Origin of the sequence: Pseudomonas sp. 2822-15 (assembly GCF_002742515.1) — a bacterium.
GTDB lineage: Bacteria > Pseudomonadota > Gammaproteobacteria > Pseudomonadales > Pseudomonadaceae > Aquipseudomonas > Aquipseudomonas salomonii.
The window spans coordinates 370,454-391,643 of the sequence record NZ_LJRY01000209.1 but is presented as its reverse complement, the minus strand read 5'-3'; the positions used below and the strand labels follow the sequence as shown (position 1 = coordinate 391,643).

Sequence of the window (21,190 nt, the reverse complement as noted above, 5' to 3'; positions counted from 1 at the left end):
CGTTACCTAAATAACGGATATGTACACCGCCAAAAAACCGCCCTGCGCAGCAACATTGTTCAGGTACACCAAGTGGATGCCATCGCAGGCAAGCAAGCTCCCATATATTGACGTGGTACGGTGGTTACTACTATCACAGCGGCGGCTCAGCCCCCAGCTTGTCCCACATCTTCTTGCTGATCTTCTGCCGGTTGGCGTAACCGGCCCAAGGGTCGTCCTTGAGCGTGTCCAAACGCTCATGCAGATTAGCCACCGTCCACTGCTGCGCACCGCGTAACCCGTTCAATTCCTCCCGGCTCACCGGCACCGAGACCGGCAGGCCCGGGCGGGCCCGTACCGAATAGGCCGCCACCGTACTCGCGCCGCGGGCATTGCGCAGGTAGTCGATAAAGATCTTGCCGATGCGATTTTTCGGGCCGCTGGTGGCGGTAAAGCGTTCGGGCAGTTGCTGTGCCATGAACTGTGCGATGGCCTTGGCAAAGGCCTTCACCGTCTCCCAGCCATCCCGGCGCGCCAGCGGGATGACCAGGTGCAGGCCTTTACCGCCGCTGGTTTTGACGAACGCTTGAAGGCCCAACTCGTCGAGCACCGACAAGGTCAGTTGCGCGGCTTCCAGCATGCTTTTCCAGGGCAGGGCGGGGTCCGGGTCGAGGTCGAGCACAAACAGGTCCGGGGTTTCGATTTTGTCGGCAGTGGCGCCCCAGGTGTGCAGCTCGATCGTGCCCATCTGCACGGCGCCGAGCAGGGCCTTGGCGGTGTCGATTTCCATCAGCCGTGCGTGGCCGGGGTCGAGGCGCTGGTCCAGTTGCTTGATATGGGGAATGGCCAGGCGCTCTGCATGCTTTTGGAAGAATTGCTCACCTTCGATGCCTTCCGGCGCGCGCAGAAGCGACACGGGCCGGTGGTGCAGGAACGGCAGTATCCAATCGCTGATGCTGGCGTAGAAGTCTGCCAACTGCTGCTTTTGCGTGCCACTTTGTGGGTCGATCACGCGGTCGGGGTGGGTGATGTTCACGCCATTGCCGGTTTTTTTCGGCGCTGAAGCCTGCTTGAGCGATTTGGCCGCGCGCGGTTGCTCATGGATGATCTGCGCCACAGGCTTGTCGCTGCGCAGCGCAACGAACGCGGCTTGGCGTACCACGCCTTCGCGGGTCCATTCGGCGAAATTGACTTCGCCGACCAACTCGGGCTTCACCCAGTGCACGCCGCGTGCCTGGCTGCTGGTCAGCGGTGTGTGCAGCGGCGAAGTCTTGCGCTCCAAAGGCGTGAGCTGGGCGTAGATCGTTTTGAGCGTGTGCTGATCAAACCCGGTGCCGACACGCCCGGCATACACCAAGCCGTTGTCGTCATTGACCGCCAGCAGCAGTGCGCCGAAGCCGGTGCGCGAACCTTGCGGGCGGGTGTAACCGACAATCACAAATTCCTGACGCAGGCGACATTTGAGTTTGATCCAGTCGGCGCTGCGGCTGGACACGTAAGGGCTGCCGACGCGCTTGCCGATCACGCCTTCAAGCGCCAGGTCGCAGGCGCTTTCGAAGATGTCGCGCTGGTTGGCGGCGAAGGCTTCGGAAAACCGCAGCAATTTGCTGCGGCTGCCCGACAGCGCAGACTTTAGCGCGGCACGCCGTTGTTCCACGGGGGCTTCGCGCAAATCCTGGCCCTGTAGAAACGGCGCGTCGAACAGGTAATAGACGATATCCAGGCTGCGGCCGATATCGAAGGCATTTTGCAGCGCCTGGAAGTCCGGCAAACCGTCGGCATTGAGGCTGACCACTTCGCCATCCAGCCAGCTGTCCTGGAGCTTGAGGGCTTGCAGCGCCTTGACCTGGCGCGGCAAACGCTCTGTCCAATCATGACCGTTGCGGGTGAACAGGCGCACATCGCCATCGCGGATACGCGCCAGCATGCGGTAGCCGTCGAATTTGATCTCGTATTGCCAGTCGCCGGCCGGGGCGCGGTCGACCAGGGTGGCCAGTTGTGGCGCGAATTGATCGGGCAGGGCGGTCTTGGCTTTCTGGCGCTTTGCACGCGGTGCAGGCGCAGGCGCGGGCTTGCCCACGGTGGCGTCGCTGAGCACGCTTTTGGGCTGGGCCTTGACGATGTCGTAGTCTTCGGCCGGGCGGGCTTGCTGATCCTTTTCCTTGATCAGCAACCACTGCTCCTTGTCGCCGCTGCCCTTGAGGCGGGTGCGCACCAGCGCCCAATCGCCGGACAGTTTTTCACCGACCAGGGTGAATTTGAGTTTGCCGGCCGCATACGCCTTGTGCGGATCGTCGTGAGGTTGCCAGACCCCGCGATCCCACACGATTACATCACCGGCGCCATACTGCCCGGCGGCGATATTGCCTTCAAAATTGCCGTAACTCAGCGGATGGTCTTCAACGTGGACCGCCAGGCGTTTCTGGCTCGGGTCCAGGCTCGGGCCTTTGGGCACGGCCCAGCTTTTGAGTACGCCATCGAGCTCCAGGCGAAAGTCATAGTGCAGGTTGCGCGCGTCGTGTTTTTGAATCACGAAAGATAGCGCCGAGGCCTCGGATTTACCGGCGGGCACCTCGCCTGCGGGTTCTGCGGTGATCTCGAAGTCGCGTTTGCGTTTGTACTCACTCAGGGGCTTGGCCATGGCGTTCTCCGGCTGATGGCGGGCTCAAGAGGCCTTTGTGCTGGCTTTTTTCGCGGCCGGTTTTTTGGTCGCGGGCTTTTTCGCGGCGGGCTTGCCGGCCAGGCTGCGCTTGAGCAGTTCGGTCAGGTCGATCACATCGGCCGATTTGCGTTCTTCGCTGCCGGCCTGGCTCTCAACGTCTTCAACCTTGCCGGCCTTGGCCTTCTTCGCCACCAGCGCCATGATCTTTTCCTGGAAGCTGTCGCGGTAGTCGTCCGGCTGCCAGTCGGCGCTCATGTCTTCGACCAGGCGCTTGGCCATGTCCAATTCGCCTTTGGCCAGGCTCGGTTTGGTCACGTCGCTGCCCAGTTCCAGCTCGTCGAGGCTGCGCACTTCGGCGGGCCAGCGCAGCATCACCAGGACCAGCGCTGACTCCAGCGGCATCAGCGCCGCCAGGTGTTGCTTGGTGTGCAACACCACGTTCGCCAGGGCGACCTTGGCGGTTTTTTTCAGGGTTTCACGCAGCAGTGCGTAGACCTTGCCGCCGCGTTTGTCCGGGGCCAGGAAGTAGGGCGTATCGATGTTTTGCAGCGGGATCTGGTCGGCGGCGACAAAGGCGATGATTTCGATGGTCTGGGTCGACTTGGGGTGGGCCGAGCGAATTTCGTCTTCGCTGAGCACCACGTAGCGGCCTTTCTCAAAGGCCACGCCCTTGACGATATGGTCCTTGGTGACTTCCTTGCCGGTGGTTTTGTTGATGCGCTTGTAGCCCACCGGGTCCATGCTGCGTTTGTCCAGCCAGTCAAAATCAACGCCCTGGGAGGACGTGGCCGAGACCAGCGAGACCGGGATATGGACCAAGCCGAAACTGATGGCGCCTTTCCAGATTGCCCTTGGCATGGCTGCGGTTCCTTGAGAAGTGTCGGTGTTCTGGTGACTCGCAGGCGGGCGTAAAAGTTTCGACGGGCAGATGCGTGGACAGATGCGCTGACAGATCGTGTTACATCTGATGAGAAACTATTTAATGTCGAAAGCCGAACCCAAGGCGTAGCGTGTTATCGAAAGCACGTACTACTCGCCCCAAAGAGGTTTTGTCATGAACAGCTGTGTGCGTTACCTCGCCGTCGTCGCGCTGGGCCTGGCCCTCGCGCCATTGGCCCAGGCGCAGAACCTGCCCGGCAGCTACAACACCAATAACAGCCCAATCCATCGGGCCAACCCGAACAGCATGCAGGGCACCCAACCCAATGCGCCGGCCACCAACCGTGGGGTTCAACCCGCGCCGACCGGCCCTGCACCCACCGTCGAAAACGGCGGTATCGGCAATCGTTACCCGACCCGTAACGCGGCCCCGAGCCGTCCTGCCACTGCACCCAAAGCGCCCACTTACGATGCCAACGGCAATCGCCGGTAAGGACTCCGTCTTATGTTTCTACGTAAAACCCTATTAGCCGCTCTTTGCGCAACCCTGCTGCCCGCGACGGCCGTCATGGCGGCGGATGCCCAGCAGTTCCCCAGCGAACAAGGCAGCATCACCGCCACCCCCATTGCCAAAGGCCTCGACCACCCGTGGGCCGTGGCGTTTCTGCCGGACAAACAAGGCTTCCTGGTGACCGAGCGCCCCGGCCACCTGCGCTTTGTCAGCCCGGACGGCAAGCTGTCCGCGCCGCTGACCGGCGTGCCGCAGGTGTGGGCCAAAGGGCAGGGCGGTTTGCTTGATGTGGTGCTGTCGCCCGACTTCAAGCAGGACCGCCTGGTCTACCTGTCGTATGCCGAAGGCGGCGGCGAGGGTGGCAAGGCCGGCACTGCCGTGGGGCGTGGGCGCTTGGCCGATGACTTGAGCGGGCTCAAAGACTTCAAGGTGATATTGCGCCAGGAGCCCAAGCTGTCGACCGGCAATCACTTCGGCTCGCGCTTGGCCTTCGACCGGGATGGCTACCTGTTTGTGACCCTGGGCGAGAACAATGACCGGCCGACGGCCCAGGACCTGGACAAGTTGCAAGGCAAGGTTGTGCGCATTTACCCGGACGGCCGTGTGCCGGATGACAACCCCTTTGTGGGCCAGCAGGGCGTGCGCCCGGAGATCTGGTCCTATGGCCAGCGCAACCCGCAAGGGCTGGCGTTGAACCCCTGGAGCGGCACGATCTGGGAAAATGAACATGGCCCGCGCGGCGGTGATGAAATCAACATCATTGAGCGCGGCAAGAACTACGGTTGGCCCCTGGCAACCCACGGCATCAATTATTCGCTGACGCCGATTCCGGAAGCCCAGGGCAAGGCGGTGGAGGGCACTGTGCAACCCCACCACGTCTGGGAAAAGTCCCCCGGCATCAGTGGCATGGCGTTCTACGACGCCGAGCGTTTCAAAGCCTGGGATCACAACCTGTTTATCGGCGCATTGGCCAGCCAGGAGTTGATTCGCCTGCAGTTCGATGGCGATAAGGTGATTCACGAGGAACGCTTGCTGGGCGGGTTGAAGGCACGGATTCGCGACGTGCGCCAGGGGCCGGACGGATTCCTGTACGTGCTGACCGATGAGGACAACGGCGTGCTGTATCGCGTCGGGCTGAATCAGGACTGAATCAGGAATGACAGAGGCTTAATAGGCCAATGTGGGAGCTGGCTTGCCTGCGATAGTATCGCCTCGGTGTTCCTGATTAACCGAATCGTCTGTATCGCAGGCAAGCCAGCTCCCCCATTTGGTTTACGTAAGGCTTACAGCCCCAGGTCAGACAACCCCGGATGATCATCCGGGCGTCGGCCCAACGGCCAGTGGAACTTGCGTTCGGTTGCTTTGATCGGCAAATCGTTGATGCAGGCAAAACGATTGGCCATCAGGCCGTTTTCGTCGAATTCCCAATTCTCGTTGCCATAGGAACGGAACCAGTTGCCGGAGTCGTCATGCCACTCATAGGCATAGCGCACGGCAATACGGTTGTCGGTGAATGCCCACAACTCCTTGATCAGCCGATAATCCAGTTCCTTGGCCCATTTGCGCGTGAGAAAGCCCTTGGCCTCTTCGCGGTTATGCGCAAATTCGGCGCGGTTTCGCCATTGCGTGTCCAGGGTATACGCCAGGGACACGCGCTCCGGGTCGCGGGAGTTCCAGCCGTCTTCGGCCAGACGCACTTTTTGAATCGCCGATTCACGCGTAAACGGTGGCAGTGGCGGGCGTTGTTCTGCTGTGGATGACATGGGGCAGCTCCTGTAAATACCAAGGTGGTGTCGAAAGTTGCTCAGCCTGTGCGTTCAAAGTCCCAATAACGTTCGCGCCATGCATTGCGCATTATCAGCCGCTGTTGAATCGCCCATGACGAGGGCAACGGTAATGGCGCCATCGATGAGGATCAGCAGGTGCGCGGCCTGCCGTTCGGGTTCGGGGGTGCCATGTGCTTTACACAGTTCAAGAGCGTACTCGAACAGTTTTTGTTTATGCGCCTTGGCCAACAGGCGCACCGGATCTTGCGCGTCGCCGGTTTCGCCACTGGTGTTGATAAAGGCGCAACCGCGAAAGTCCGCAGAGCCAAACCAGGTCTTGAGCGCGCTGAACAACGCCAGCAGGCGCTCGCCGCTGCCTTCGCTGCGTTCCACTTCAGTGCGTAGCCACTGCATCCAGCGCGCGTCGCGGCGTTGCAGGGCGGCGATGACCAGTTCGTCTTTATTGGCAAAGTAACGGTAAATACTTTTGCGCGAGACGCCGGCGGTTTTCACCAATAACTCCATGCCGGTGGCGGCGATGCCGTGGCGATAGATCAACTTCTCGGTGACGTCGAGGATAATGTCGCGGGTTTCATTGCTGTTGATATCGTTCATGGCGCAGACAGTAGAACGATCGTTCTTCATGGTCAATTAAATTTTTTCCATCTGCCGCGGCGAGACCTGAGCAGCCCCATGGTGTAAGCTCTGTGCCTCTTCGGATTCGACCCATAGCGAGCCTTATGCCGTCGTTCTTCAAACGCTCCCTGTTGCCCAAACTGCGTGGTTTCCCGCTGTCTCCCGATGCCATCGACGTGCTGTCCGGTGCCGCTGCGTACCGCCTGTGCCTGCTGGAAAAAATCGCCCAGGCCACCCGGCGCATCTACATCGTTGCGCTGTACTTGCAGCAGGACGAAGCGGGGCAGGAAATCTACGACGCCCTGCACGCTGCCAAGGCGGCACGGCCCGAGTTGGATATCGTGGTGGTGGTTGACTGGCTGCGCGCCCAGCGCGGCCTGATCGGCGCCGGCAAGCAGCCGGGCAACAGCGCCTGGTACCAGGCCATGACCCATTCCCACGCCAGCGAAGTGCCGGTGTACGGCGTGCCGGTGCAAACCCGCGAACTGTTTGGCGTGCTGCACCTCAAGGGTTTTGTGATCGACGACAGCGTGCTCTACAGCGGCGCCAGTCTCAACAATGTGTACCTGCACAAGTTCGACAAATACCGCTTTGACCGCTATCACCTGATCCACAGCAAGCCTTTGGCTGACTCGATGCAACACCTGGTGGAGCATGGGCTGGTCGCGTCCAAGGCCGTGCATCGCCTGGACCTGCCAAACCTGCCGACCACCCGCAGCCTGCGCAATGACATCGGTGACTTGCGTAGCCGCTTGAAGCACGCGGCCTACGACACCACCACGGGGTTGCTGCCCAATGGGCACTTGTCGGTCAGCCCGTTGCTGGGTGTGGGCAAGAACAATCCGTTGAACCGGGTGATTCTCGAACTCATCGCCAGTGCCCAGCATCAACTGACCATCTGCACGCCGTATTTCAACCTGCCGCTGCCGGTGACCCGTGAAATAAACCGCGCCCTGGCGCGTGGGGTGAAGGTCGACATTATCGTCGGCGACAAAACCGCCAACGATTTCTACATCCCGCCCGGCGAGCCGTTCAAGGTGATTTCGGCGTTGCCTTACCTGTATGAAATCAGCCTGCGCCGCTTCGCCAAACGCCATCAGCCGATGATCGACAGCGGCCAGTTGAACCTGCATCTGTGGCGTGACGGTGACAATACCTATCACCTCAAGGGGATGTGGGTCGACCAGCGTTACACCTTGCTGACGGGCAACAACCTCAACCCACGGGCGTTCCGCCTGGATCTGGAAAATGCCCTGCTGATCGATGATCCCAAGGGCGAGTGGCTGGCGCCGCGGCGCACAGAGCTCGCGCAGATCTTCCAGCACACCACGCGTATCGAGCGGTATCAGCAATTGCAGACCCTGGTGGAGTATCCGCCCGCAGTCGGCAAGTTTTTACGACGGGTCAGCCGGGTGCGCATTGAAAGGTTGCTCTACCGGATCTTGTAAGTCGCCGCACTTCGCCTAGCAAACTCTCTCACTGCCTTAGCCGTCTTAGGAGTTTTCTTACACCCAGATTAGATCCAGGTTCGTACATTTCTCCCTAGACAGTTCTTAGGGACAAGAGCTCTTGCCACTTACTGGTACAGAGGAACTAGAAATGTCGAACATCTCGCCACTTTTTCACGCTCGCACGTTTACCCCGCCGGTGCTGCCATCTGCACCAGCACCAGCCCATGGCCCCGCGCTCGAAACGGGTACTCGCGGCAAACGCAGCCTGGAACCCGAGTCGCTCTCGTCATGGACGCTCCCTGCGTTGCCTACGGTTCCTGCCGAGGCCGCTTCAAGCGCTGACCGTGCCTTACAGGCGGGGCTGGGGAGCCAGGCCTTGCGTCAAGCGACAGACCGCAGAGTCAACCTGGCAGCCAATACGACGATTTATCCACTGTTCGATGCTTACCGGCACGCGTTCAATACGCCTGAGCTCCAGAGCTGGTTCCTGAGCAAGGGCATGGCGTTGTCGACGGTGGTGGTCAAGCCCGACTCGGTGACGGGCAGCGTCACCCGTGACGGTGTCACCAGCGTGCAAACATTTACCACCAGCGATGCATCCGGTTGGTGGGAAGCCAGCGCAAGGTTGCGCGCCGCTGCCCGCAGTCTTGATCCTGACGGGGCCGGGTTACCGTATGCCGACCTTACCGGCAGCACTTTTTCGCGCAACGCAGTCATGCGCTGGTATGGGGTGCAACCACCCGCTAGCGATAGCAACGTGACGCAAGCTCAGCAAGCACTGGCGGCCGCGGACTGGTCAGCGCCCGAAAAGAAGGCTGAACTCGACACTCGCGTGCACACAGCCAGGCAAGCGATTGACGCCCTGGATGAACGCGCTCATCTGGCAGGCATCCTGACTCAACACATCACAGACAAGCCCGATGAGCAAACCGTGGAACTGGCCGAGTTGGCCGTGCCCGTCAGCAACAGCTCAGGACTGACCCGTAACGAAGCCGGCAAGGTCGGGATCAGCGACGCTTTGCAGGCTTATGGATTGTCATTGCCCAAGACCGTGGGTGAGTTGCGTAATACCGTGCGCTGGCTGACCACGGTATTACCGCCGCCTGCACCGTTGGGAAATTACTCCGGCCTGTTAGGCCGCACCTGGGCACCCGGAGACTTGTCTATCGCCGATAAAGCCGCCTTGGCGGCGGTGGGAGATACCCCAACTGATGACAACTCAGGCGACGCCATGTTGGTGCTACTCAATACCGGAGGTATCCTCGATCGAAATACACCCGAGGATCTGCGTGCTCAAGCCGAACATTTCATCAGCCAAATGCTCAGTGACCCTCTGGTCTTGTTGCTGGGTGATAGTTTAGCGTTTGACCAGCGTTTTCGTGGCGCATCCGGCACCCGACAATTGTCGGACGCCGAACGCAAGCAGTGGATCATCGCTGCCATCAAACTCAAAATTGATCCACAGACGCCCGGGCGTCCAGGCACAATCGCCGGCTATGACCTGTATCAGCCAGGCAACAGTGGGCGCAGCATGGCCGAGGTACGCGCGGATCTCGAAGCCCATCTCAAACAGAACAAACTACTCGACCCCCGAGCCGCGCCGCTCGTGGCCCATTTGTTGCTGGCCAGTGCTGCGCCTGAGTTTCTTGTGCGGGGCATTCCCGACACGCTGCGCATGGGTTCGCCTGAATGGGCAGATTTGCGCCTGGGCGTCATGTTTGCCGAGCGTCAGGGCGGCGCCGGCGTTTCGCGTGCCATGAGTTACGCGCAGGTTATGGCACTCAGCCGGCTGGACCCGCGCACGCCGGAAGAGGCCGCCATACTCGATAATTACGGGATGGCCGCATTACTCGATTGGGGCTTGATGCAGGGCGTCTACACCCGACCGGCGGATGGGCGCTATACACCCCAGATGTACCAGCAGGCCAAAGAGGCTTTCGACGCGCAGCGCACGCAGCTCCTTCAAGCCTTGAACCACTTCAATGTGGCGCTGCCGACGCGAGAAAAACGCGCGATCGAGAACTTGCGGCACGTCTTTCCCGATCTCAGCGTTGAGCAAATAAAAGCGTTGCGTGTGTACATTGCAGAGCCGAATGAACGTCGCAACCAGAAGTTGTCGGAGCCGGTAACACGCCCGTTGGTCGAGACGTACATGACCGGCGACCTGGTTGAGGGCCGCTGGATGCTCCTGACCCCGGGGCAGGCGCTGCCGAAATCGCCCACCCGCAAAACCCCGTTTGATTTCAACCAGGGCCTGAGCAAAGCAGACCAGGACGCTATTGATGCAAACGTGCGGGCCCTGAATGCCAAAATCGCCCAGTTACCGAATGTGCAGGCCCAGTTGCCCGCAGAGGTCGACACCTATCTGGCCAACCTCAAGCAGGGCTTGAGCACCGTCACCAAGCGCATGATTGCCAACCTGCCATTGGCTGATCGCCAGGCCCTGGAACTGGGCAAGGTCGAACTGTTTGCCCTGCGTGAGCAAGTGGACGGCGTGCCCACGCTGGACCAGACACCCGATCAGGTGGAGGAGCGGCGAGGGCGCAAAGGTACGTTGATACGCTGTGAACACTTGGGTGTGATCCGCTATTTTGAGGTCTTCCCGGATAAGTTGTTGATCATCAAACGTGATGATCTACCGGATACGTTGACACTGGGCGGTGAACTGCAAAACGACACCAAGGTGTACGGGCGTTGGGCTCCTACCAAAACGAAACTGCAGAACGGTTTGGAGGAACCGTTTGATTTTTTGGCTTACAGCTCCGACGCAGTGCCAAGGCCCGGCGTCAAATCGCCACACGTCATTATCGAAAAAATTGGGGATACCTTGCCCGCCGCGCCGTCGACCGAGCAGAGCGACATGCAAACGGTGGTGCCCAACAGTTTTTCTTCGGCCCGCACCCAGTCGATTGTCGACCGCATAATGCAGGGCAACTTTGTTCATCATCGCGACACCACGTTGCAGCTCGCTCAGGGCAAGTTGCCGTTGGAGCAACAGCGCGAGCTATCGGCTCACAGGGACCAGGTGCTGCTGGGCATGATTCCGTTCGTAGGGGCAATCATGGATCTGGCCCAGGGCAACGTCGTCGAGGGCACGCGAGGGCTGATTATCGACACGGTGGGCGCCGTTATCGGGGGCGCAGGCTCGACCCTGAATGCCTTGTTCAAATCCACAAAAGTTGTCGCGCCCTTCGGTGCCAAGGCTTTTCGCGTCCTGGAAAAAGGGGTCAGCGTCGTCAGTGGTTTCCTGAACCCACTGGATGGCACGGCGGACCTGCTGACCGGCGTTGCCAAAGGCATATTCAGCCTGCCTAAACTGCTGAACAAGGCACCCACGCCTTCGCTGGTGACCACGCTGGGCTCTGTGGAGGAAAAAATGCGTACATGCCTGGGCGTGAGCCGCGTTCTGAATCAACCTCCGCCAGCCCCAAGCCCTGCCGGGCAGAGGGCCACTCACAATGGGCACAATTATTCGGTGCCGGTTCAAGCGGTGCAAATCGGTACTTATTGGTATGCGACGGATCCCACCACTCATTTGCCGATCGGCACCCCGTTGGACGGGTTTAAACCGCTGAACGCGACGGCTGCATAAAAAACGCCCCCAAGCCTGGCCAAGGCTTGGGGGTGTTATTGACAAGATTTTACTGCCATCTAGTTGAGAAAATGCCTACGGCCCGACTTCGCATTACTTAATATTTTATTAATCAATTGTTTTTTAGGGACGAGAACACTCATCAACTCAATCGGTAGAGAGATTTTGAATGTCGACAATCCTTGCAAAAGGTGGCGTTCCGGTTTTACCCCTTTCTTCCTCCGCTCAGGCCAGTACCCCACACATCCCCACCCCCGATGTACCGGCTTCTCCCTCCGTTATCGCTGTGACCCCAGGCCCCAGCCCAACTGATACGCATCATTCCAGGTCATTGCGCGAGGTGAAGCTGCAGGAACAGGCAGGCCGGTACAAACGTGACACTGACGTTAAAAGCGCAGCGGTGCCACCTGCCAAAGCAGGCAAAGTCAGGCGGCGATACCCCGCAGCAGCGGACGCTGAAAAGGCGGACATCGCGCTGCAGAAAAGGTTGGTTAACGGGTTGAACACTGGCAAAGCGGATGAAAAAGCCAACCCTGAAAAATCATCCGTAGAGCCCTTCATCGAGATGTACAACCAGGCGGTTAATGAACCATCCGTCCAGGCGTGGTTCCGTTCTCAAGCGTTGAAGCCCGAAACCATACGGGTATTCAATGATTGCGTTGTGGGCGTTGTGGTACGTGACGGTAAAGAAACCTTACAGCGTTTTTCGGCTACTGATGGTTCTGGCTGGGGGCAAGTCAGTCAAACGATCTCGGCCCTGCAACAGGTGCTTTCGCCGAGCAACCTGGGCCTTCCCGCAACTGGCCGTCCCAACGCCATTGGCCGTGACGTGTTGCTGGATTTTTACGGCGTAAAGCCACCGGAAAGTGAAAAAAGTGCCCACCACCTGAGCAAGCATCTCAAGAACAACGGGTGGCCCAAGATCACTGCGGCGCGACGCGATGAATGGCAACGCCAGTTCAAAGAGCTGGCCCAGCGTCGTGAGGACAGTGCGGTACGTGCACGCGTGGTAGAGCAGTTTCGCTCACAGTTCACGGGTGAACCGGACACGAACGTGCTTGACCTGGATGACCAGAACGTGAAGGTCGATCCGGGTTCCTCCCTGGATCAGCGCAGCAAAAAGCCGCGCCAGCTTTTTCTTCAGTTTCTGGAGTCTGCGACCTTCCAGGCCTTTTTGAAGAAGGCCGGGTACGATCTTCCTGGCAGTGAGTTCCGGATGCCTGAGTTCAGGCTGTCGGAGGGCGACTTGCAGATGCGTAATCTTGCCGGGGATTGGGTTTCCATGCAGCAAGCTTTCGACCATGAGGTCGAGCGGGCGTCGAGAAATGACGACGCTGAAGGGAAGGCGGCACGCAAGATGAACGAGGCTTACGACCAGTTAGTGAAGATGAGCAAAAAGACCGGGAATGCGCTGTACTCCACACGCACTTATGATGCGCGTCAGGTCCTGGCGTTTTACGCGCCCGATGTCCCGAAAACCGTCGGCCAGTTGCGTGCGACGATCCATTGGTTAACCACTCAAATGCCGTCGCCGCCGCTGGCGGGTGATTACGCAGGCATGACGCCCTACGGCGGGCCAGGGCTGTCCTCCCACGTGACGCAAACGCTCCAGGGTCGATCGGCGCAGGTCGAAGTGGCGCTCAAGGCCTTTTCCCCCCCTGCCTCAGGCTTTCAAGCCTATCCCGACCCGGACAGTCATCTCGCCGCTTTTTTTGATTCGCCACAGGCCATTGCCATGGCTGAAGACATTGCCAAGTCCATTGGGCTCTATGCTGTGGCCGATGGCCAAGCGTTGACGAGAACCGATCGCCACCAACTCTTGGCCACCACGCTCAAGTTCTGCGTCGATAGCCCGGTGCCGGGCAAGCGGGGCACGGTCGCGGGCTATGAGTTGTATCAGCCTGGCAATAAGGGCCGCACGCTTAAAGAGGTGCGTGAACGTGTCGAGAGGCACTTGGAAAGTAAGGGGGTCGACCCTAAGGTTTCGGCCCTGATGGCCCATCTGTTGCTGGCCCAGTCGGCACCGGAGATGCTCGTCAAACGAGACCCTGGCGTCGATGCCGAAAAGGCCAAACTGTTCAACCAGGACCCGGAGAACATCAAGGTCGGCAGCACAGCCTGGATGAACATGCGCCTGGGCTGTGAGATAGCGGGCGATTCACGCTTGAATCTTACGCAAGTGCTCGCGCTGGCACGTCAGGAGGCTACAGGGCCTAAACAAGAAGCCTTGATCAAAACAATGGGGGTTTCGCCACTGTTGGATTGGGCAGTGATGAACGGCATTTTTCCAGCCACGTCAGATGGTCGCTATTCGACAGGGGATTACGAGGCCGCGTCGAAAGCCTTTTCCGAGCGCGAATACCAGACCCGTGAGGCGTTCAACGTACTGATGAGCGAGCCGCCTACTGAATCAAGCGTGCTGGTCCGACAACTGCTGCTGCTGTTCCCGGAAATGACCGAAGACGAGATTCGCAACCTCAAGGTGCCTGATTATCCCGATACGGGTTTTTCCGCCGGTGCATTCAGGTCTGGAAAAACCGACCGCAATGAGAAGTTTTTGATCGATGTCATCTTGATGAATTACAAGGACAACAAACCCTTGCTTGGCGTCAAAGACTATTGGACGCGTAGCGCGTTTGCTCATACGAAGGTCGACTTCGCGACCTTTAAGGAGCGGCTCAAGCAATTGCCCAGGATCGAGCCATTAGTGGCACCTGCCGTCGATAAATACATTGCCGACCTCCGTGCAGCGCAGTCAACCACATTGAAGCTGATGATCGCTGATCTACCCCTTGAAGATCGCAAGGCGCTGGAGTGGGGAAGATCACGTTCTATAGCGTGCGCCAAACGACCGGAGACTCACTGCGCGTCGATCAAGGGCCGGACTCAAAAGTCGAACAGAGCAAAGGCAAGCATGGCCTCTTGCTTCGCTATGAAACTGGCCTGGTCAAACCCAGGTTCGGTTACTACGAAGTTTTCCCAGGGTCCATGACGATGGTCAAGCGACCGGACTTGCCCTCCAAGCTGCCGCTTGACGGTAAGGTGGAAAATGAAACGCTACGCGACAGTCTCTATACCTATGCAGGGCCGGTGATCCGGAATGGAACGACGCAACCGTTTGATTTTGACGCCTACAGTACAGGCTCTGAGCCGCGTGCTGGGGTAACGTCGCAAGTGATTATCGAGGAGCTTCCAGACCCGATACCCGAGAGGACGGGCCATATTCACGATCGTGCACCGAACACCTTTGCTTCATCCAAAATAGCTCAGATAGTCGATAGGCTAGTAGCCTATAACTTCAAAGATGACCGTGACGCACGGATCGCCTATGCCAATGAACCCACGGACTTGTACAAGCGTAATCACCCTTTTTCCACGAGCAGTCTGTTTTCTGCTGAAGGTACTCGAATGTTGCTGAGTCTGATTCCTTTTGTGGGGGCGATGGCGGATTTGGTGGAGGGTAAAACAGAGGACGGCGCGAAAGGCCTGATGATCGACTTCTTGTCTTTTTTTGCGACCGGGGGGTGGTCGGGATTAAAGGCGTTTGGCAAAGGCTTGAAAATGTTGATCCCCTTCAGTGGCACGCCATTCACCTTGGCCGCGCTCAAAGGCGGGGTGACCTACATTCGTGGACTGTTCAACCCATTGGAAGCCATCCCCAGCATTTTTCGTGGGGGGGTAAATGGTGTTAAGGGTCTGGGTAAAGTCGCCAACGGAGTCCCGGTTCATATCGGCTCGAACATTTATCTGCCGGTCACCACGTTCGAGCAGTGGCGATGGCTCTCGGGCGCTTCGGATTCGGTGTTTGGCAATCGGAGGAAAAACTTTCCAGGAGCCCGTAAAGGTTTCAATGGCGGCCAGGAGGTCCTGGCGGTTCAGAAGAACGGCTCGTGGTATGCGATCAACCCCGTAAGCCATAAACCCGAAGGGACACCACTGGAGCACTTCAGGCCCGCTCCCGTGTGATGTTTGACACCCAGGTGTTCGGCCGCCCCGCAGGGCTGCACGAACGCCTGGGCGCATCCATCAGTTCAAGCCCAACTTGCCGCGCAGCATCGACAGGTCTTCAGCCAAGGTGTTGACCGGGCCCACCAGGGCCTTGCGGTCGGTGTCCTTGACCTTGTCGTAGGTCTCATAACCGCCATCTTTGGTTTTGTACTTGGCGAGGATCTTGTCCACGGTGGCAAAGTTCTTGTCGACCTTGGCCAGGAAGACTTTATCCTGCTTCTCGATCTGGCCACGGAACAGGTCGACGATTTTCTTCGCGCCGTCGATGTTGCCCTGGAAGTCATACAGGTCGGTGTGGCTGTAACGGTCTTCTTCACCGGAGATCTTGGTGGCCGCCACCTCTTCCAACAACGCTGCAGCGCCGCCGACGACTTTTTCCGGCGGGAAGGTCAGGCCGTCCACGCGGGTTTTAAGGTCGTTGACGTCGGTGTTGAGCTTGGCGGTCAGCGTTTCCAGGCCTTTGGTGGTCTTCTCGGAGAACAGCACGTACTCGATGCGGTGGAAACCGGTGAAGTCTTCAGCGGTTACGCCTTTCTCGTGGTCGTCGACACGCGAGTCGATCGAGGCGTCGAGGTCGCTGAACAGCTCGGCGATCGGCTCGATGGACTCATAGTGCACGCGGGTCGGCGCGTAGAGTTTCTGTGCGGTAGCGAGGTCGCCCTTATTGATCGCATCGGTGAACGCCTTGGTCTGGGTAACCAGTTCGCCAATTTCTTCGGTGACGTAGATCTTGTAGTCCGACACCGGGCCTACCAGGTCCAGGGGCGCGGTGGCGGCGAAGGCTGCCAACGGTGAAAGGGTCATTAGCAACGACAACGCGATAGTCGACTTCTTCATGGGACGTTTTCCGCTCTGGTTTGTTTTAGGTATTGGCAGTGGTTTGAGAGTGCGTTGCAGCGAGCAGTGTGCGGCCGAGGAAGTCCTTAGGCCCCGTTACCCCCGGCAAGGTGAAGAAGTACCCGCCGCCGACCGGCTTGAGGTATTCCTCCAGGGGCTCGCCGTTGAGCCGGGTTTGCACGCTGATAAAGCCTTTCTCCAGGTCAGCCTGGTAGCAGATGAACAGCAGCCCCATGTCCAGCTGACCGTTTTTGTTGACGCCGTTGGAGTAGTTGAACGGCCGACGCAGGATCAGGTTGGCCTGAGTCTGCGGGGTACGCGGGTTGGCCAGGCGGATGTGCGCATCGAGCTTGGTCAACTTGCCTTCCGGGTCCTTGCTGTAGTCGGGAACCTGGGTTTCTTTGTCGCCGTCCATAGGCGCGCCGGTCGGTTTGATGCGACCGATGATGCTTTCCTGTTCCTGCAAGGGCGTGCGGTCCCAACGCTCGACGAAGTTGCGGATGATACGCACGGCCTGGTAGCTGCCGTTGGCGGCCCAGGCCGGTTCGTCGCTGCCGGGTTGTACCCAGACGATTTGGTCCATGGCCTTGGCATCGTTGGAGTTCGGGTTGGCCGAGCCGTCACGAAAACCGAGGAAGTTGCGTGCGCTCTGCGCCGGCTCACCGGGTTTGGCCGGTGCCTGGGGCGGTACGCTGCCTTCCTGTTTCCAGCGCACCAGCAGCAAGTCGGGCAGGTTCTTCACGATGTCGCGCAGGGCGTGGATATTGGTGTCCGGGGTGTTCGAGCTGAATTGCAGGCTCAGGTCGCCGTGACACTGCGCGGGTTCCAGCGCGTCGTTGGGGAAGCCCACCATGCGGCTCAGGCGCTTGGGTTTGGCTGCGGCCAGGCCGAAACGCTCATCGAACAGCGATTCGCCGACCGAGACGGTGATGGTCAGGTTATCTGGCGTAACCACCGGGCCGAGGATCCCGGAGTCGGTGGGCGGCAGCTTCGGGTCAACTTGCGGCACGGTGCCGCCGGTCATCAGGAACGCGATGCGCTCATTCAGGGTGCGGAACAGGCGCTCCAGGTCTTCGCGGTCATTGGCCAGCACGTCGAAAGCGACGAGCATGCCGCAGGCCGGGCGAGGGGTGACGATGCCGGTCTGGTGCTGGCCGAAGAAATCGTGGTGGTCCTGGGTCTTGTCACTGCGCGGTGCGGTGGTGACTTGTTCGGCCGCAGCGGCCATGGCCGGGCATGTCAGGGTGCTGCCGGCAATCGCGGCGCCGGTGGCGGCCATGCCCAACAGGACGCGGCGGCGCTGTGCTGAAAAGTGTGCGGAAAACTGTTCTGAATCACTCATGTCTTAGGTCGTCTTCACTGCAGGCCGGAAAGGCCAAGGGCGGGGTCGATTCCATCGAGTGCAACGGCCAGAGCCTTGGCCTTGTCGGCGATCTGCTTGCGTTGATCGGCCGTGACGCTGTCGTAGCGGCTGTACTGGCCGTCGACTTTCAAACTGTTGAGCTGTGCATCGAAGGCCTCCAGGGCGCTGTCGATGTTTGGCAACAGGCCCGGTGCCGATTTGGTCAGCAATGGACGCATCAGGTCGACCACCTTGCGGGCGGCCTCCAGGTTGGCGGCAAAGCCGTTCAAGTCGGTATGGCTATAGCGCTCCTCTTCACCGCTGGCGGCTCGCACATCCGCCAGGCTGTTGAGGTTGCGCACCACAATGCTGACCAGTTGTTCCGGCGGCAGGGATTGCGCAAGCAACTGTTGCTTGAGGGTGGTGACGTCAGTGACCAGGTGTTCGGCGACCGGGCCCAGGCCGTCGAGACTGCGCTGCTGGAACAGGCTGTATTCGAGGCGGTGGAAGCCGCTGAACGCCGGGTCTTGCTCGCGTTTTTCGAAGTAATCGGCGCGGGCGTTGATCGCGTTGTCCAGTTGCGCCAGGCGTTGCGCGGCCGGAGCCAGACGCTGGTACGCCTCACGGGCCGGCACATACAGCGCCTGCGCCTGGGCCAGGTCACCGGCGGCAATCGCTTGCTGCAGCGCGGTCACGGCCTTGACCAGCGCACTGCCTTGGCCGCTCAGGTACACCCGGAACTCCGACAGTGGGCCGATAAACGCCACCATCGACGGCTTGGCCTTGGCCTGAGCGTCGGACTCGGCGGTCGGGGTCACATGCAGCGTGCCGCGCGGGTTGCTCAGCAGGCCGCAGGTGATCGCATAGTCGCCGGGCAACAGGTTGGCGTTGATCACCTGGCTTAGGCCCGGCGCGATATTTTCGCGTTCTTCGATCACCAGCACGCCGTCAAGGATTTCCCATTCCACCGCGCGGTCGGAGCGGTTGATGATGCGAAAACTCGCGCGTCCGGCGGGTACGCTGATTTCATTCGGTTCGCAGGCGTGGCCGTGAATGGTCACCGCGATTTCGTTGTGATTGGTCTGGCGCTTGGCGGCAGCCAGTTGCGAAGCGTAATAAAACAGCGCACCGGCGGCGATCATCACCACCACCGAGCCGGCCACTGCCCAGCGCAGGGCGCGCGACGGCGGTGCCGGTTGAAGGGTTGGGTTGGACAAGAGACGGTCCTTACTGGCTGGAAACGGAAGAGGGTTGGACGACTGACTTGGCAGGGGGCGAGGGCAGGAAGAACATCACCAGCGCCACTACCAGATAAATCAGATAGGCACCCAGGGTGCTCACGGTCGGCGCTTCCTGGTAGCCGAACATCCCGGCGAGCACCGAGCCCAGCGGGCTGTCCATCGGCAGCACGGCACTGAAGTCGAACAGCACGGTTTGCAAGTGGTTCCACACTCCGGCTTCGTGCAGCGCCTGCACCGAGTTGGCAAGAATGCCGGCGGCCACCACCAGGATGAACAGACCAGTCCAGCGGAAGAACGCGCCGAGGTTCAGGCGCATGCTGCCGGTGTAGATCAGGAAGCCGACGATAATCGCCAGGATCAAGCCGAGCAGGGCGCCGATCGGTGCGCCCGGGCCATCGCTCTGCTGGAACACGGCGAGCAGGAAAAACACGGTTTCCAGGCCTTCACGGGCCACGGCAAAGAACACCATGGCGATCAGCGCAATGACTTGGTGCTTGGAGCCGGCCAACGCGTGATCCAGGGATTCGTGCAGGGAATGCTTGATGGAGCGTGCCACCTTGCGCATCCAGAACACCATGGAGCTGAGGATGCCGACGGCTACCAAGCCGACAATGCCTTCAAACAGTTCCTGTTGTTTCTGCGGGAACTCCGCACTGACCAGTTCCAGCCCCCCACCTACCAGCAGGGCCAACGCAGCGGCCAGGAACACGCCGATCCACACGGCGGGCATCCACTGGCCACGGCCGGTTTGCTGCAGGTAACTGGCGATGATGCCAACGATCAATGCGGCTTCAATGCCTTCGCGCAGCATGATTAGAAAGGGAACGAGCATTCGGCACCGCATCAAGGCTGGATAGGATGCTAATTTGTAACATAATGATACTCATTACTAAACAGCCAATATGGACCTTTGCTGAACTGCGGCTGAACGGTGGTGGCGAATCGCAACCGCCCTTATGATGCACTCCATCTTTTGCAGCATTGAATAGCCCGATTCCCATGGCGGAAAAAGACACCATCTCCATCCATCTTGTGCGCGAAGCCTTACTGCAAAGCTGCGCGCCCGGCGCGGCCACGGTTGAAGCCTTGAGCAAGGTCGGGATAGACCCGGCATTGCTGGCGCAGCCCGACGCCCGCGTACCGGCCACCGCGTACGCGCGGCTGTGGCGTTTGTTGGCGCGCCGCCGGGATGATGAATTTTTTGGTATGGACCCGCGCAAACTCAAGTCCGGCAGCCTGGCGTTCCTGTGCCGCGCCGCGATGGCGCAACCGAGCCTGGATGCCGGCGTGGAAACCGGCCTGGGTTTTTTGTCGTTGATGCTCGAGCAGATGCCCGCACAACTGGTGCGCCAACAGAGCCTGGCAGAAATCGTTCTGCTCGAACCCGAACCCCAACGCGCGTTTACCTATTTCACCTACTGGATGATCGTCCACGGCGTCGCCTGCTGGCTGGCGGGTCGGCGGATTCCGATTCTCGCCATTGAATTGCGCTGCCCGCCACCGGAGTTTTGCGACGACTATCGCGTGATGTTCTCCGACAACCTGCGCTTCGACCGGCCACGCACGCGCATGATCTTTTCTGCCGACTGCCTGGACCTGCCGATCAAGCGCAGCCCGGAAGAACTCAAGCGCTTCCTGGCGCATGCGCCAGCCAACATACTGGTCAAATACCGCGACCCGACGAGCCTGGCCAATCGCATCAAACATGACCTGCGCCATATGCCTGCCAATACCTGGCCGGAAACCGAAGGCTTGGCCGCCAACCTGTGTATATCCGCGTCGACCCTGCGTCGCCGGCTGGCAGATGAGGGCCAGACTTATCAGGGGCTCAAGGATAGCGTGCGCAAGGAATTGGCGATTGTCTGGCTCGCCGAGGCCGATATCAGTTTTGTTGAAATTGCCGTGCGCCTTGGGTTTGCGGATGTCAGCTCCTTTTACAAAGCCTTCCGCAAATGGTCCGGCTCAAACCCTGGGCACTACCGCAGCCTGATCCTGAGTGACGCGTTGCCGTCTGTGTGACGCAGGCTCCCGCGTAGACCCTCTGGTGGTGGTCGCCACTGCGGTTGCGGGCGTCGCTAAAGCCGTGGCAAGGACTCGCTGATTTCAGCAGACGGGTGAAAGATTGCCATGTTCTTACCCTCCAATGATCGGAAATGACTGGCGAGGGACTACAGCAGTATCTGCCGTCCATGCGTTTCAAATTAACCCAAAAAAAAAGCCCCGCGACCGAATGAGCCGCAGGGCTAAAAATTGGCTGGATGCGACCAACCAAAGGAGCTCGTTACA

General features: G+C 59.7%; 15 protein-coding genes. 7 read left to right on the top strand and 8 right to left on the bottom strand.

The genetic code is table 11. The features are described 5' to 3' along the window. Positions 1-133: 133 nt before the first annotated feature. Together ligD and AOA59_RS23875 are read right to left on the bottom strand one after the other, a co-directional pair. Positions 134-2,620, bottom strand: a complete 2,487-nt coding sequence (gene ligD, locus AOA59_RS23880; protein ID WP_099489286.1) for a DNA ligase D — start codon at positions 2,618-2,620, stop codon at positions 134-136. A 24-nt stretch (positions 2,621-2,644) separates the two neighbouring features. Next, positions 2,645-3,499, bottom strand: a complete 855-nt coding sequence (locus AOA59_RS23875) for a Ku protein (protein WP_065930193.1) — start codon at positions 3,497-3,499, stop codon at positions 2,645-2,647. Between the two features lie 196 nt (positions 3,500-3,695). Here AOA59_RS23875 and AOA59_RS23870 point away from each other — a divergent pair, with 196 nt between their 5' ends. Both AOA59_RS23870 and AOA59_RS23865 read left to right on the top strand, forming a co-directional pair. After that, positions 3,696-4,013, top strand: a complete 318-nt coding sequence (locus AOA59_RS23870) for a hypothetical protein (protein ID WP_065930192.1) — start codon at positions 3,696-3,698, stop codon at positions 4,011-4,013. A gap of 12 nt (positions 4,014-4,025) precedes the next feature. Continuing rightward, a complete protein-coding gene (locus tag AOA59_RS23865) occupies positions 4,026-5,180 on the top strand; it encodes a PQQ-dependent sugar dehydrogenase (protein WP_099489285.1) in 1,155 nt (384 codons plus the stop codon). Between the two features lie 134 nt (positions 5,181-5,314). Here the strand turns inward: AOA59_RS23865 and AOA59_RS23860 are convergent, their stop codons facing one another. Then, on the bottom strand, positions 5,315-5,794 hold the full coding sequence (locus tag AOA59_RS23860; protein WP_065930190.1) for a nuclear transport factor 2 family protein: 480 nt from the start codon (positions 5,792-5,794) through the stop codon (positions 5,315-5,317). 54 nt (positions 5,795-5,848) lie between these two features. After that, positions 5,849-6,412 (bottom strand): TetR/AcrR family transcriptional regulator, encoded by a 564-nt coding sequence (locus AOA59_RS23855; protein WP_099489284.1) that lies wholly within the window; start codon positions 6,410-6,412, stop codon positions 5,849-5,851. A gap of 125 nt (positions 6,413-6,537) precedes the next feature. On the opposite strand from AOA59_RS23855, the gene pssA reads away from it, so the two are divergent. The 4 genes from pssA (at position 6,538) to AOA59_RS33220 (ending at position 15,442) form a co-directional block, all read left to right on the top strand. Continuing rightward, positions 6,538-7,881, top strand: coding sequence for a CDP-diacylglycerol--serine O-phosphatidyltransferase (gene pssA / locus AOA59_RS23850; protein WP_065930188.1), 1,344 nt, complete (start codon positions 6,538-6,540; stop codon positions 7,879-7,881). Between the two features lie 121 nt (positions 7,882-8,002). Next, on the top strand, positions 8,003-11,476 hold the full coding sequence (locus AOA59_RS23845; protein ID WP_143522805.1) for a hypothetical protein: 3,474 nt from the start codon (positions 8,003-8,005) through the stop codon (positions 11,474-11,476). 169 nt (positions 11,477-11,645) lie between these two features. Continuing rightward, on the top strand, positions 11,646-14,468 hold the full coding sequence (locus tag AOA59_RS23840; RefSeq protein ID WP_256593109.1) for a hypothetical protein: 2,823 nt from the start codon (positions 11,646-11,648) through the stop codon (positions 14,466-14,468). Then, on the top strand, positions 14,465-15,442 hold the full coding sequence (locus AOA59_RS33220; protein ID WP_256593108.1) for a hypothetical protein: 978 nt from the start codon (positions 14,465-14,467) through the stop codon (positions 15,440-15,442). Before AOA59_RS23840 ends, AOA59_RS33220 begins: the two co-directional genes overlap by 4 nt. Before the next feature lie 60 nt (positions 15,443-15,502). Here AOA59_RS33220 and efeO (AOA59_RS23835) read toward each other — a convergent pair whose 3' ends face one another. From efeO (AOA59_RS23835) to efeU, 4 genes are read right to left on the bottom strand one after another with little or no spacing between them, the layout of a single operon-like run. Then, positions 15,503-16,321 (bottom strand): iron uptake system protein EfeO, encoded by an 819-nt coding sequence (gene efeO / locus AOA59_RS23835; protein ID WP_099489282.1) that lies wholly within the window; start codon positions 16,319-16,321, stop codon positions 15,503-15,505. 25 nt (positions 16,322-16,346) lie between these two features. Continuing rightward, the gene (efeB, locus tag AOA59_RS23830; protein WP_099489281.1) at positions 16,347-17,663 is read right to left on the bottom strand and encodes an iron uptake transporter deferrochelatase/peroxidase subunit; all 1,317 of its coding nucleotides are present in this window, start codon (positions 17,661-17,663) and stop codon (positions 16,347-16,349) included. Positions 17,664-17,677: 14 nt separating this feature from the next. Then, on the bottom strand, positions 17,678-18,880 hold the full coding sequence (gene efeO / locus AOA59_RS23825) for an iron uptake system protein EfeO (protein ID WP_065930184.1): 1,203 nt from the start codon (positions 18,878-18,880) through the stop codon (positions 17,678-17,680). A gap of 10 nt (positions 18,881-18,890) precedes the next feature. Next, a complete protein-coding gene (gene efeU, locus AOA59_RS23820) occupies positions 18,891-19,736 on the bottom strand; it encodes an iron uptake transporter permease EfeU (RefSeq protein ID WP_099489280.1) in 846 nt (281 codons plus the stop codon). 167 nt (positions 19,737-19,903) lie between these two features. Here efeU and AOA59_RS23815 point away from each other — a divergent pair, with 167 nt between their 5' ends. Then, a complete protein-coding gene (locus AOA59_RS23815) occupies positions 19,904-20,923 on the top strand; it encodes an AraC family transcriptional regulator (protein WP_099489279.1) in 1,020 nt (339 codons plus the stop codon). The last annotated feature ends 267 nt before the right edge of the window (positions 20,924-21,190 follow it).